Here is a 15,052-nt window from a genome sequence, read left to right as displayed (position 1 = left end):
AAGATGAAAGATTTCCATCAGCTTTCATCCGGGTGGAATGTCGTATTCAACCTGATTGCCGGTATTTTCTCGTTCTTATGTGTATTTCCGTTCCTGTTCGTCATGATCATTTCATTTACAGATGAAGGCTCACTGGCCCGCAACGGTTACCAAATCTGGCCGGAGAAATGGAGTCTTGAAGCTTACAAATATGTATTCCAGACAGGCGATACACTACTTCGTTCTTATGGTGTTACGATCTTTGTAACGGTAGTGGGAACGTTGATCAGTTTGTTTATCATCTCGTTATATGCCTATGCAATCTCTCGCAAGGGTTTCAGATATCGGAATTTCTTCGCATTCTTTGCATTTTTCACGATGCTGTTTAACGGGGGTCTGGTACCGACTTATATCGTTGCCACGCAATTGCTCGGTCTGAAAGATTCCATCTGGGCATTGATCCTGCCATTGGCGCTCAACGCCTTCTATATTATGATTCTTCGTACGTTCTACAGCACCAGCGTTCCGGATGCCATCATTGAATCCGGTAAAATCGACGGTGCAAGCGAGTTTAAAATTTTCTACAAGCTGGTATTGCCTCTATCCCTGCCGGGTCTGGCGACCATCGGGTTGTTCAGCACCCTGGGATATTGGAACGACTGGTTCAACGCATTGCTCTACATTGATGATCCGAACCTGGTTCCACTGCAATCCATGCTCATGCGGATTGAGACCAGCATGCAGTTCATCCTGCAGAACTCTCAGAATTCATCCCTTAGCATGGCCGCTCTGCAGAGCATGCCGCAGGATACTTCGCGGATGGCGATGGTCGTTCTGGCAACGGGGCCGATTATTCTGGCTTATCCGTTCTTCCAGCGCTATTTCATTCAAGGTCTGACCATCGGCGCGGTTAAAGAATAAATTCTTCATGTACCGGAGGGTATGAGATGACTTATAAAGATTCCAGTAAACCCATTACGGAAAGAGTTGAACATCTTCTTGGCCTGATGAACCTGAAGGAAAAGGTTGGGCAGCTAGTCCAGCCGTTCGGCTGGAAGACCTATGAAGTAAATGAAGGTCGGATTTCATTAACGGATTCATTTAAAGAGCAAGTGAAAAATGGCGGCGTCGGATCCCTTTACGGGACCCTTCGCGCCGATCCATGGACCGGTGTAACACTTGAGACCGGTCTTTCTCCGCGTGAAGGAGCAGAAGCCGTCAATTACATCCAGCGCTACGCCATTGAGGAATCGCGTCTGGGCATCCCGATTCTGATCGGGGAGGAATGCTCGCATGGGCATATGGCTATCGGCGGCACGGTCTTTCCGGTGCCGCTGTCCATCGGGAGCACATGGAACGTGGATTTGTACCGGGATATGTGCCGTGCCGTGGCGCTCGAAACGCGCAGCCAAGGCGGTGCCGTCACTTATTCCCCGGTCCTAGACGTCGTGCGCGACCCAAGATGGGGCCGTACCGAGGAATGCTTTGGCGAAGATCCATACCTGATCAGCGAATATGCGGTCGCATCGGTAGAAGGCCTTCAAGGTGATTCATTGGACAGCCCGAGCAGTGTTGCGGCGACGTTGAAGCATTTTGTAGGTTATGGCAGTTCCGAGGGCGGGAGAAATGCGGGGCCCGTGCATATGGGAACACGTGAATTGATGGAAGTGGACATGCTGCCGTTCAAGAAAGCCGTGGAGGCAGGAGCTGCATCCATTATGCCGGCGTATAACGAGATTGACGGCGTGCCGTGCACCGTTAATACGGAGCTGCTTGACGGGATTCTTCGCAAGGAGTGGGGCTTTGACGGCATGGTGATCACCGACTGCGGTGCCATTGATATGCTGGCCAGCGGCCATGATACCGCTGAAGACGGGATGGACGCGGCTGTGCAGGCACTTCGTGCCGGCATCGATATGGAGATGTCAGGCGAGATGTTCGGCAAGCATCTCTTGAACGCGATCGAGTTAAACAAGCTTGAGGTGGCCGTATTGGACGAGGCCGTACGCCGTGTATTGACGTTAAAATTCAAGCTCGGATTGTTCGAGAATCCTTACGTGGATCCCCAGGTAGCCGAGGAGGTTATCGGCAGCCGGCATCACGTCGAACTTGCCAGACAGCTTGCGGCGGAAGGCATCGTCCTGCTCAAGAATGAAAGCAAGGCCCTGCCATTATCCAAAGAAAGCGGCGTGATTGCCGTCATTGGACCTAACGCCGATCAGGGCTACAATCAGCTTGGGGATTATACGTCTCCTCAGCCGCCTGCAAGCGTGACCACCGTACTGGATGGAATCCGCGCAAAACTGGGTGATGAAGCGAATCGTGTATTGTATGCACCGGGCTGTCGCATTAAGGACGAATCCAGGGAAGGTTTTGAATTCGCGTTAACTTGCGCGAATCAGGCCGATACCGTGGTCATGGTACTGGGCGGTTCCAGCGCACGCGACTTTGGCGAAGGCACGATCGATCTGCGGACAGGGGCATCGAAGGTCACGGATGACGCTTTAAGCGACATGGATTGCGGCGAGGGCATCGACCGGATGACGCTGCAGTTATCCGGCGTACAATTGGAATTGGCCCAAGAGATTCATAAGCTTGGCAAGCGGATGATCGTTGTGTATATCAACGGCCGGCCGATTGCGGAGCCGTGGATCGACGAGCATGCCGATGCCATTCTGGAAGCATGGTATCCGGGTCAGGAGGGCGGACATGCGGTAGCGGACATTTTGTTCGGCGATGTGAATCCGTCCGGCAAGCTGACGATGTCGATACCGAAGCATGTCGGACAGCTTCCGGTTTACTATAACGGCAAGCGGTCGCGCGGTAAGCGTTACCTCGAAGAGGATTCTCAGCCGCGTTATCCGTTTGGATACGGGCTTAGCTATACCGAGTTCCGTTATTCGGATATTCAAGTTACACCAGAAGTGATCGGAACAGGCGAATCCGCCGTTGTCTCTGTGAATGTTACAAATAGCGGAGACCGGGAAGGGTCCGAGGTTGTACAATTGTATGTGAGCGATGTGGCCAGCAAATATACGAGACCGGCCCGTGAGCTGAAGGGCTTCCGCAAGATCTCTCTGCAGCCCGGAGAGCAGTGCAAGGTGGAATTTACCGTCGGACCGGAACAGCTTCAATATATCGGTCAAGATTACAAGCAGGTGGTTGAGCCTGGCTTGTTCCGTGTGATGGTTGGCAGACATGTGAACGATACGCTGAGTGCAGATCTGACTGTACAGGAGGGTTAATGAATGGAACGCATTCGACGCTTTATACGCGAACTTTCGGAGCGGCAGTGGCTCGAGTCGACGGAGCTTAGAGCGTGGGACATTACCCGAACCACTTACATGGTTCCGGGCGTGTATGAGGATACGGCTCCTTATACAGAGGGGCATGACTTCAACAGGTTTCCGAGCACGCAGGGAACAACCTATTTCTTTCGGAGGAACCTTGAATTGCCCACCCACTGGGTGGATGGAGCGATCGGACTTGTATTCCACTCCGGGGGCGAGGGATTACTGCGCATAAACGGAGTATCTTATCAGGGCTTGGACCGCAATCATACTTTCGTCAAGCTTGATCCGAAACGCACCGGCATGAACATGGAGCTTGAGATCGAGTTGTACGATCCGATTCCAGAGCCGGTAGACCCGCTGAATCAGCAGGCTGTCATCCAGCCTCCGATTACTAGGGTGCAAAGCTTGCTAGTCAACGTGAACGTACCCGTTCAGAGCCTGATGTACACCGCGACCGTGATCCGCGATTCGCTTATCCTGTTGCCGGATAGCGATATGCGGCGAATTCGCTTAATGGAGGCGCTGTATCAGGCGATGGACCGCTTTGTCAGCCTGGAGGATGCCGCCATTCGGGATGGCGCTCAGGTAACCGGGATTGAGCATGATCTGAAACAGGCGGTTACTGCCATTGGCGGCCACGCTGAGGGCACCGAGCATATGGTAGGCCAATCGCATATCGATATCGCCTGGCTGTGGCCCGTCAGGGAAACCGTGCGAAAAACAAGCCGGACCTTCTCCACCATGGATGCGCTAATGAATGAATATCCCGAATTTAAGTACGCGCAGAGCCAGCCTTTGCTGTACCAATTCCTGAAGGATCACGATCCTGAGCTGTACGAGAGAGTGAAGGCCAGAATCAAGGAAGGACGATGGGAGCTGGTCGGCGGGATGTGGGTCGAACCGGACCTGAACATCCCGAGTGGGGAGTCCCTCATGCGTCAAATGCTGTACGGGCAGCGCTTCTATCAAGAAGAGTTTGGTCTGACATCTCATATTGAGTGGCTGCCGGATACATTCGGTTATTGTGCATCGCTGCCTCAGATCCTGAAGCATGGCGGCATTCGTTATTTCATGACAACAAAACTTGGCTGGAACGATACGAATGTGTTCCCTTACGACCTGTTCCATTGGGTCGGGATCGATGGAACCCCGATGTTATCCTATCTCAATCACGGCGTGAATGAGAACACGCTGCCCAAAGATGTTCATGAGCACTGGCAGTCATACCGCCAAAGAGCCGTTCATCCGGAGCAGATGCTGCTGTATGGACATGGTGACGGCGGAGGCGGCGTAACCCGCGAAATGTTGGAATATATCGACCGCGCCGGGCTTATGGTGGGGCAACCGGCCAGCAAGTACAGTACGGCTGCCGAGTTTTTCAGCGGGATCGAGGAAACACAGCCGAAGCTGCCGAAATGGCGCGGGGATTTGTATCTTGAGCTTCATCGCGGCACCTATACAACGCATGCGCGGAACAAGCGTCATAACCGGAAGGCGGAAATTCTGTACCGTGAGGCGGAGCTCTGGAATTCGGTGGCATTTTCGTCGATGGACAACGAGCAGAAGCAGGCAATTACGAGCGAGCTGCATGACGGCTGGAAGTTGATTTTGCTGAATCAATTTCATGATATTATTCCGGGGTCTGCCATTACGGAGTCTTACGTCACCTCCGAGAAGGAATACGAAGAGGTATTCGAAAAAGGAAATCACAGCCTCCGTCTTGGACTTCAGGTATTGGCGGATCAGGCCGATACAGAAGGGGAAGGCATTCCGTATGTCATCTTCAACGGACTTGGATGGAGCAGAGATGCGGTCATTTCGATTGAAGGAGAGCAGGGCCTTGCGCCGTATGATTCGGATGGAGCGCTGCTGCAATACGATGTCCAAACCGATGAGAACGGTAAAACCTCTCACCGCTTGAATGTTCATGTTCAAGGCATCCCGGCTTTGGGATACAAGACCATTTGGTTGAAGCCGCCAGCAGGAAACCAGGTGGTGGCGGAGAAATCTACTACAGTGTTCGCAGATTCATGGGAAACGGATCATTATAAGGTCAGCTTTAATGAGCGCGGCGAAATCACGAGCCTGTGGGATAAAGAGGCTCAACGGGAAGTGGTCAAGCCGGGCGAAGCCGCGAACCACTTCCACTTCTTCCATGACCGTCCGACGCTGTGGGACGCATGGGATATCGATACCCGTTACGAGGAGCAATTAGCCGGAGAGGCGGAGCTGATCGAGAAGAAGCTGGTGCATGCGGGTGAGGTACAGGATGTGCTGCGTTTCCGCTGGCGCATCCATAACTCGGAGATCATGCAGGACATGATTTTTTATCATCATGACCGGCGGATCGACTTCAAGACGTTTGTCAGTTGGAATGAATCACATAAACTGCTGAAAGTCGGCTTCCCGATCGGGGTCGTTGCCGATAAGGCTACTTATGAGATTCCGTTCGGAACCATCGAGAGACCGACTCATCGCAATACAAGCTGGGAGCAGGCGCAATATGAAGTCTGCGGCCACCGTTTCGCGGATGTGTCGGAGCATGGATACGGCGTCAGCCTCATCAACGACTGCAAGTACGGGTATGACATTCAGGATAGCACCATCCGGTTGTCCCTGCTGCGCGCGCCGAAGTGGCCCGATGTCACGGCAGACTTGGGTGAGCATGAGTTCACATATTCCCTATACCCGCATGAAGGAGACTGGAGAAGCGCTGGAATCGTCCGCAAAGCTGCCGAGCTCAATCATGAGCTTCCATACGTAAGAACAAGATCAAACAAGGGGCCTCGGGCTGCTGTTCATTCGTTTATTCCGTTCGAGAGCGATCATGTGATCCTGGATACTGTTAAACCAGCAGAAGACGGTTCAGGGTATATTCTTCGGATGTATGAATCCGCGGGAGGCCGCGACAAAGCAGTGCTCAGCTGGCCTTATCCTTATGAAAGCGTCCATGTATCCAACGCCCTGGAAGAAGAACTCGAACTACTGGATACTGCGGAAGGAAGGTTAGCCCTTCAATTCTTGCCGTATGAGATCAAAACCATCAAATTGACTACACATCATACTTAATCAAAGGAGCCAGAACAACCATGGAACAATTCAGACTCCCCAAAATACCAATGCCGGAGCTTGAGCTGCCGCAATCGATTCAGGCGGTTCTGCAAGAGGCTGAAGAAAAGCTTGCGCACCGTCCAAAGCTGCTTCAGCTGTTCAAGAACACTTTCCCGAACACGCTGGAGACAACAACCAAACTGATGGAGGATGGCACGACATTTGTGATTACCGGTGATATTCCGGCCATGTGGCTGCGCGATTCGGTAGAACAGGTGATCCATTACATTCCGTTTGCGAAGAATGATCCGCAGCTGCAGCGGATTTTAAGCGGATTGATCAAACGCCATTTTCAATATATTCATATCGATCCTTATGCCAATGCCTTTAATGAATCGGCGAATGACTGGCATTGGAACACAACCGACGAAACCGAAATGTCCCCATGGGTATGGGAGCGCAAGTTTGAGATTGATTCGCTATGCTTCTCCGTTCGTTTGGCCTACCTGTACTGGAAGGAAACCGGACTTACGGATGTGTTCGACGCCAACTTCAAGTCGGCTATGATCAAGATCATCGAGCTGTTTAAAACCGAGCAGCACCATTTCGAGAAATCGCCTTACCGTTTCACGCGGGATAACGGAATTCCAACGGATTCGTTGCGCAATAACGGGCTCGGCATGCCGGTGAATTATACGGGCATGATCTGGTCCGGCTTCCGTTCAAGCGATGACGCTTGCGACTTCCACTACAATATTCCGGGCAACATGTTCGCCGTTGTCGCCCTGCGTCAAATGCAGGAATTCGCGGAATGGGTATTCCGGGATATGAAGCTGCTCGATGAGCTGAAACGACTCGAAGCCGACGTGGATCACGGGATTCAGTTGTACGGCATCTACCGCCATCCGGAGTTTGGACCCATCTACGCCTATGAAACAGACGGTTACGGGAATTACTGCTTGATGGATGATGCGGGAACCCCTGGACTCATGTCCATCCCTTATCTGGGGTATTGCTCTGCAGATGATCCGATCTATCAAAACACCAGACGGTTTGCGCTCAGCAAAGAGAATCCTTTCTACTACGAGGGCGCTGTTGCCAAAGGAATCGGCAGTCCGCATACACCGCCGGATTACATCTGGCATATGGCATTGTCGATGCAGGGAATTACGGCACAGACGGCCGAAGAGAAGCTGGAGATGATTGCGCTGCTGGAAGCGACCGATGCCGATACCGGCTTTATGCATGAAGGCTTCCATGCCGACGATCCAAAAATCTTTACTAGATCTTGGTTTGCCTGGTCCAACAGCCTCTTCTCGCAATTGGTGTATCAGGCGATGAAAGCAGGGATTCTATGAGCGGGCGTCTGATTGTATTCTACGATCCGTCCTTTCCGGCAGCAGAAGCTGCCGGTTTGCCGGCTAGCGCGGCGGCCCTGCATGCATTCGATGTCGTGTGTCGTGCTGAGGATTTGGCTGAAGAGCTGGAATCTGCAGGTGGACAGGGCGCAAGCTTTGTCAATTTGCATGCGCCTTACTTCCCGAAAAGCGCCTGGAGAGCGATCCTGGGCTTTTTGAGAAATGGCGGCGGTCTTGTCAGCGTAGGCGGTGCCCCCTTCAAACGCCCTGTCCGTATGGAGGATGGCGCTTGGGTGGTGGAACATGAACAGACGGCATACCACCAGCAGCTCCACATTCATGAAGTGCTGCCAGTAGATAGCGGACGCGTCGACCATTTAACTGCAAGTGACGTTATTCCGGTTATGGAGAACTGCCGTGAGCGGTTATCCGTCCGCGATACGTGGAACCTGGTTCCGCATGTCACCAAAAGCAGTGACCTGCCGCATCAGATGGGATCGGCCGGGCCGATGGATACACGGATTTATCCGCTTCTTAAGGGGACCACGGCGAAGGGACGAGAAGTCGCGGCTCCTGCCGTTCTGTGGGAAAACGTCGGCGGACCTTTCTTGGGCGGACGCTGGATGTTTGTGAATCAGCCTCTCTCAGCCTCTTTCTGGGAACAGGATGGAGGAGATGAGGTACGGCGCTGGGCGGCATTCTGCGCAAAGGGCATCACCGAGCTGTGGATCAAGCCGAATTATGCGGCCTACGAGTCCGGCGAGCGCGCGATTCTGACCCTGCAGGCACAACGTCTTGGCCGGAGCTTACCCGTACAAGAGCCGCAGAGCTGGACATTCCGCATCTCCGTCAAGCACGACCAAGATGAGTCCTTATCATGGCATCATTCCGAGACGGTGGATGTGACCGGACAATTTCATGTGCAGCGCATTCCGGTTTTGCTGGATATCAAGCCTGGATCCTATCGTGTCGTATGTGAAGCTGAAGGACCGGATGGAGAAATCCGCGTGCTGAGACAAGGGTTATGGGGAACAGATTCCGAGCTTTTGCAGGCGGGAACGCCTGTAACCTGCAATCGGGATTACTTCATCAAGGATGGCCGCCCGCTGCCTGTTGTCGGAATGACTTACATGACCTCCGATGTAGCGCGTAAGTTCCTGTTCCTTCCGAACACGGATGTATGGGACCGCGATATGGCACAGATGCGTAATGCGGGCATCAACTGGATTCGTACCGGGATCTGGACCGCATACCGCAATATTATGCAGGTGGACGGTCATGCATCCGAAGAGGTTATGCGTTCGATTGACGCCTTCCTGTTAACGGCGAAGAAGCATGATTTGCAGGTGACATTCACGTTCTTCTCCTTCACACCGGAGACTTGGGAAGGTCAAAATCCTTACCTCGATCCGCGAAGTGTGGAAGCGCAGAAGCGTTTCATACGTTCCATCATTAGTAGACATAAAGATACGAAGAATGTGGACTGGGATCTGATTAACGAGCCATCCATGTTTGATCCGCCGCAGATTTTCTCGGACGGACCGCGTTCCGCAAAGGATCCATTCGAGAAACAAGCTTATATCGACTGGCTGAAGAAGCGCCATGGTTCGATTGAACGTCTGCAGGAACGCTGGAATATGACAGCCGATCAGTTGCCTGGTTTTGACTCCGTGGTTCCGCCGGAACCTCAAGTCATCAATTTTGACGTTCAAGACATGCATCAAGGGAAAAAAGGCACCCAATGGCTTGATTACGCACTGTTCTCCATGGACATGCATAACCGCTGGGCCAAGGAATTATATGACGATATCAAAGAAGTATGTCCGGATCATATGGTTACCGTTGGACAGGACGAGGCGCTTGGCGCACAGCGTCCATCTCCGTTCTTCTATGCCGAAGCCGTAGACTATACGACGGTCCACTCCTGGTGGTTCAACGACTATTTGATCTGGGACGGCATCTTTGCCAAAACGCCGGATAAACCGAACCTGATTCAGGAAACGGGCATCATGTACGTGGAGACACCGGATGGCCGGGCGAAGCGAAGCGAAGCCGAGCTGCGGAATTTGCTGGAGCGCAAGTATGCTTACGCCTTCTCAACAGGGGGCGCAGGAGCCATTCATTGGATCTGGAACACGAATTTCTACATGGACAATGCCAATGAATCGCATATCGGAGCTGTCCGCGCTGACGGCACGGAGAAACCGGAAGCGGATGTGTCGTATGATTTCGGCGCTTTCATGGAAGGCATCCGGGATATGTTTAAAGGCCGGAAGCTGGAAGAGACCGCGGTCATCTTCCCTTATTCGAACGATTTCTCGAACCGTAAGCTCGCTTTTGAAGCAACGACCAAGGCGACGCGCGCGCTCGCTTACGAGCTGAAGGTGCCATTCCGCGCTGTCGGGGAATATGATTTAAGCTCGCTGCGTAACCATCCGGTGAAGTTCATCATTCTGCCGAGCGCGCACAATGTAGATGACCAGGCGTTTGCCGAGTTGATGGATATCGTGAAGGAAACGGGAGCTATGCTGCTTCTGACAGGTCCTATCGGTCTGGATGCATATTGGCATCAGGTCGATCGAATGACGGAGGAGCTGGGCGAGCGGAAGCTGGCGAATGTGCGCCGTGAAGAAAGCTTGCGCATTGGGGATACTACATGGTCTGCATCGTATGGCCATCGGAAGATTGCCGAGCTGAGCAAAGAAATTCCGGCAGGCAGCGGGGCGAAACCGGCTGATGTGGACGGCGACTCTATCGTTGACGTGAAGCTTGGAGCAGGGCGTCTTCTCTGGAGCCCGCTTCCCGTAGAATTGAATGATCGAATCGACACCATTTCGGCTTTATATCGGTATGCATTGGAGCGGTCCGCTGCCGACACAGGACTGATCTGGCATCAAGGCGGAGAACATTCCGGCGTATATGGACGCAAGGTAACGTTTGAAGAAGGAGCTCTCTTCGTATTCGGCTCGGAGCAATCGTGGGATACGAACGTTGAGGTGAAGGATCCTTCCACAGGCCTTATCTATTCATTCGTGCTGGAAGCGGATCGTTCGGTCTTGTTTGCAGTTGATGCGAGCGGTGACCTGTTATCGGTGTACCGTCCGGATGAGGTCGAAATCACGGTATCGAAGGGCTAACATAAGGGGGACTAAGCAAACGATGGATCAATCCAGAAAAGCACATATTATTTCGCATACTCACTGGGACCGCGAGTGGTATTTACCGTATGAAAAGCACCATGTGCGGCTGATCGAGCTCATGGACAGCTTGCTTGAGACGATGGAGAAGGACTCGGAGTACCGCAGCTTTTTCCTTGATGGCCAGACGATTATTATCGAAGATTATTTGCAGGTGAGACCCGAGAAGAAGGAGCAGCTGGAGAAGCTGATCATGGATGGACGCATTATGATCGGTCCATGGTACATTCTGCAGGATGCCTACCTGACAAGCAGTGAAGCCAACGTGAGAAATATGCAGATCGGACACCAGGATGCCGAGCGATACGGCACAGTTGCCAAAATCGGTTATTTTCCCGATACATTTGGACTTACAGGCCAAATACCGCAGTTGATGCTGCAGTCCGGCATCGATAATGCCTTCTTCGGCCGGGGCGTGAAGCCAACGGGCTTTAACAATACCGTCTCCGACAGCGGCTATGAGTCCTCATTCTCAGAGCTGATGTGGGAAGGTCCGGACGGCTCCAAGGTGCTGGGCATCCTGTTTGCCAACTGGTACAGTAACGGTAACGAGGTTCCCGTTGATGAAGCGGAAGCGAAGGCATTCTGGGACCGCAAGCTGGCGGATGCCGAGAAGTATGCTTCCACGCCTGAGCTGCTCTATATGAACGGGTGTGACCATCAGCCGATACAGACCGATCTTCCGGAAGGCATCCGTACAGCGAAGAAGCTGTATCCGGATACGGAGTTTATTCATTCCAATTTTGACGATTACCTGACAGCCGTGCGGGAGAAGCTGCCGCAGGATCTTTCCTCCGTAAAAGGAGAGCTGCGCAGTCAGCGTACCGATGGATGGGGAACGCTCGTGAATACCGCTTCGGCACGCGTGTACCTGAAGCAGATGAACCAGCGCGGCCAGACCTTACTCGAAAAAGTGGCCGAACCGCTTGCATCCTACGCCAGCCTGCTGGGCAAGGAGTATCCGCATCATCTGTTCACCTACGCTTGGAAGACCTTGATGCAGAATCATCCGCATGACAGCATCTGCGGCTGCAGCGTGGACGAAGTTCACCGCGAAATGGTTACCCGCTTTGAGAAAAGCGCACATGTGGCTGAAAATATCGTGGACGACAGTGTTCGCGTCATTGCAGATGCCGTTGACACGAGCGCCTTCGAGCAATGGGGATCCGATCCGCTGCCGCTTGTTGTATTCAATACGACGGGTTGGAGCCGCAGCGGTACGGTCAGCATCGAGCTGGACGCGAAACGGCTCTATTTCCGGGAAGGTTACTCCTTGGAGGAAACCAGCCGCCGGATGAAGGAAATTGACTTGTCCGGCCGCGTGCTGGTTAACGCTCAAGGACAAGCTGTGCCTTGCACCGTTGAGGATCTGGGTCTTCAGTTCGGGTACGATCTGCCGGACGACCGTTTCCGCCAGCCGTATATGTGCCGTCGTGTGAGACTCACCTTCGAGGCAAGCGCAATTCCGGCAATGGGATTGACTGCTTATGCTTGGGTGAAGAGTGAAGTGAAGCCTGCCGAGGTTGAATCCTTAATCAGCAATACCAATGTGATGGAGAATGAGCTGATCAAGGTTGAGATCCAAGGGGACGGTTCCTTCGCCTTGACGGATAAAAAGAACGGACAAGTCTACCGCGATCTGGGCGTCTATGAAAATACCGGAGATATCGGTAACGAATATATGTACAAACAGCCGGATGGCGAAGCGGCATTGACCACGAAAGGCCAAACCGCCCAAATTTCGGTTCTGGAAGATACGCCTTACCGCGCATCCATTGAAATCGTTCATAACTGGTCCATTCCGGCTATGGCCGACAGCAAGCTGGATGAAGAGCAGCATGAGCTTGTATATTATCCAAACCGCAAAGCGCAAAGATCGAGCGAGATGGTGCCCATGCGCATTCGTACCGTGGTTAGTCTGAACCGCAGCGGCAAAGGCGTGGAGATTGAAGCGACGATGGATAATCAGGCGAAGGATCATCGGGTGCGTGCATTGTTCCCAACGGATCTGCAGGCATCGTCACACAACGTGGATTCCATGTTTGAGGTGGCAACGCGGGATAACGAACCTGCTGCCGAATGGGAGAACCCGAGTTATACGGCTCACCAACAGGCTTTCGTTGACGTTACGACGGCTACTGCAGGGTTGACGGTAGCTAACCAGGGCTTGAATGAATATGAAGTCCTGCGTGACGGCCGGAATACCATTGCCGTTACATTGCTTCGTTCCGTAGGTGAGCTCGGTGATTGGGGTTACTTCCCTACACCTGAGGCTCAGTGCATCGGCGTTCATACCGTACGTATGGAGGTCATTCCGCATCAGGGAGACGGCATGAAGTCAGGCGCATACGCTGAGGCTTACCAGTTCCAAATTCCATGGACGGTTGCACAGACCGGAGTCCATGCCGGCGTCGTAGCAACGACTTCCGCACCGCTTGAATGGAGCCATGAAGAGCTTGCGTTCTCTTCCCTGAAAGTGAATCCGAAGACCGGGGATCTGATGCTGCGCTGGTTCAATATGGCGGGCATGGATACAGAGCTGAAGCTGAAATCTTCTCTACCTTCCCGGGGCGTTTATAAGAGCTCTATTCTGGAAGTAGAGGGAACGGTTCAAAGCTTTGATGATCAAGAAAGCTTCACGCTGCCGGTTAAGCCTCACGAAATCGTGACACTCGGCGTTAAAGTTTCGGTCAAGTAAACATTTATTAGTTACGGCTGGGAACATCACATCCCGGTCCAGCAAGGCCCGATTCCGAGTTACAAGGATCGGGCCTTGCTGTCTTGCATAATGAAAAGAAAAAGCTGCTCTTCCTAGGTCTTAATGGGGGTCAGTCCCCATGGACGGTTGGAGGGCAGCTCTTTATTTTACTCGGCTTGATTATTGATTCTTCTCTTGGGTATGGTCTTTCTCGTAAGCAATCAGGGTGATATCTTTGCCCGTAAGCTCGGCAATTTTGGTCTCAGCATCTTCAATCGCTTTCAAGGTACCTTCATTCCCATTGAGTGAGGCAATTTTATATTCCTCCGAATGGATGTCCATGGTTAACTCCCCCCTTAGATGGTTGATTCAAATATAATGTATAAGTTATCCTATACAAGATGGTTACATACCTTTATTCAAAGAAATGGAAGGAGAGTCTTGGAATGAAATACTTTTTGATGATTGTCACTGCAATGGTCGTTTCGATGACTTTGAATTCCACAGCAGTCGTGGAGAAGAGTGAGGTTAATGTAACTGGCTCATCGGAACAAATACAACCCGAGGAAAAAGCAGCAAATAGTAAGCCTGCGCAATGGAACGAGGGATTTGTTGTATGGAGTGGTGGAAACTCTTACAAAGTATTGAAGCATGCCGTGCTTCCTTCTTTTAAAGCCGGAACCAAGCTTGGAGAAGTGAGCCGCGAGATCGATCATGCGGACGTTGCGGATCATCGTGCTCCAGAGGGAGTACGGTTGGAAGATGGAGATAGCAGTTTACCTGTCGGAACGGCCATCTATCAGTTGGCTGGGGCGCCTGCTGACAAGGTGCTCTTGGTTGAAATGGATGGACAATATTATAAAGCTGTCAGACAATATGAACGATGATCGATTCCGTTTATGGGTGGGTGTGAATCATGATTCAATTTGAAAGACTGCACCATGTCAGCTTGGCCGTACGAAATTTGGAGACAGCGAAGGTGTTTTACTCGGAGGTGCTGAGGTTTCAGGAGCTGCCGCGACCGCCGTTTGCCTCCAAGGGTGTCTGGTACGCTCTCGGAGACCAGCAGCTTCATCTGCTGGAGCATCCCATCAGTGATACGCTGCGGGAGCGCGGAATCGATACGACGGACGGGCATTTCTCGATCTGGGTGAAAAGCTACCGCGAGACGAAGGAATGGCTGGACCGAATGAATGTCGAGTATGTGGCTAATCCCGACAGCGTTGCCGGCTTTGCCCAGATTTTCGTGCTGGATCCAGACCGCAATATCATTGAATTCGGAGCGGAGTATGGATCGTAAACGCTAAATTTTAAAAAAGCCAGACACATTGGTATTATCCCCTTTTAGTAGACAAGAGAAAAAAGACATCTGTTAAGATGGACTTAATCTTGCCTAACGAAGGGGATTTTTTCATGGCTAAAAAAGGACAAACTTACCAACGGTACTCCTTGGAATTAAAATTGGAGGCGGCCCGG

General features: G+C 52.3%; 9 protein-coding genes. 8 read left to right on the top strand and 1 reads right to left on the bottom strand.

Translation table 11 applies throughout. The annotated features are described in order from the left end of the window. Positions 1–3 precede the first annotated feature (3 nt). Genes ACPV3A_RS33430 through ACPV3A_RS33405 form a run of 6 tightly spaced genes read left to right on the top strand, consistent with a single transcriptional unit; the run spans position 4 to position 13,576 of the window. Positions 4–900: a carbohydrate ABC transporter permease gene (locus ACPV3A_RS33430; RefSeq protein ID WP_071223071.1), complete on the top strand. Its 897-nt coding sequence runs from the start codon at positions 4–6 to the stop codon at positions 898–900. Positions 901–926: 26 nt separating this feature from the next. Continuing rightward, positions 927–3,224 (top strand): glycoside hydrolase family 3 N-terminal domain-containing protein, encoded by a 2,298-nt coding sequence (locus tag ACPV3A_RS33425; RefSeq protein ID WP_426204123.1) that lies wholly within the window; start codon positions 927–929, stop codon positions 3,222–3,224. 3 nt (positions 3,225–3,227) lie between these two features. Further along, a complete protein-coding gene (locus ACPV3A_RS33420) occupies positions 3,228–6,341 on the top strand; it encodes an alpha-mannosidase (protein ID WP_426204121.1) in 3,114 nt (1,037 codons plus the stop codon). A gap of 20 nt (positions 6,342–6,361) precedes the next feature. Further along, positions 6,362–7,681 (top strand): glycoside hydrolase family 125 protein, encoded by a 1,320-nt coding sequence (locus ACPV3A_RS33415; RefSeq protein ID WP_426204119.1) that lies wholly within the window; start codon positions 6,362–6,364, stop codon positions 7,679–7,681. Next, the gene (locus ACPV3A_RS33410) at positions 7,678–10,818 is read left to right on the top strand and encodes a beta-galactosidase (protein WP_426204117.1); all 3,141 of its coding nucleotides are present in this window, start codon (positions 7,678–7,680) and stop codon (positions 10,816–10,818) included. Before ACPV3A_RS33415 ends, ACPV3A_RS33410 begins: the two co-directional genes overlap by 4 nt. Before the next feature lie 22 nt (positions 10,819–10,840). Beyond that, the gene (locus ACPV3A_RS33405) at positions 10,841–13,576 is read left to right on the top strand and encodes an alpha-mannosidase (protein ID WP_426204115.1); all 2,736 of its coding nucleotides are present in this window, start codon (positions 10,841–10,843) and stop codon (positions 13,574–13,576) included. Positions 13,577–13,756: 180 nt separating this feature from the next. Here ACPV3A_RS33405 and ACPV3A_RS33400 read toward each other — a convergent pair whose 3' ends face one another. Further along, positions 13,757–13,918: a hypothetical protein gene (locus ACPV3A_RS33400; protein WP_194541708.1), complete on the bottom strand. Its 162-nt coding sequence runs from the start codon at positions 13,916–13,918 to the stop codon at positions 13,757–13,759. A gap of 104 nt (positions 13,919–14,022) precedes the next feature. On the opposite strand from ACPV3A_RS33400, the gene ACPV3A_RS33395 reads away from it, so the two are divergent. Beyond that, positions 14,023–14,463 carry a hypothetical protein gene (locus ACPV3A_RS33395; RefSeq protein ID WP_220686010.1) on the top strand — a complete coding sequence of 147 codons (441 nt, stop codon included), beginning with the start codon at positions 14,023–14,025 and terminating at the stop codon, positions 14,461–14,463. 29 nt (positions 14,464–14,492) lie between these two features. Next, complete coding sequence (locus ACPV3A_RS33390) at positions 14,493–14,876, top strand: VOC family protein (RefSeq protein ID WP_220686009.1); 384 nt, start codon at positions 14,493–14,495, stop codon at positions 14,874–14,876. Positions 14,877–15,052: the final 176 nt, after the last annotated feature.

It is taken from the genome of Paenibacillus sp. Dod16 (assembly GCF_049893405.1).
GTDB lineage: Bacteria > Bacillota > Bacilli > Paenibacillales > Paenibacillaceae > Paenibacillus_AQ.
This window is presented reverse-complemented; position numbering and strand designations above follow the sequence as displayed.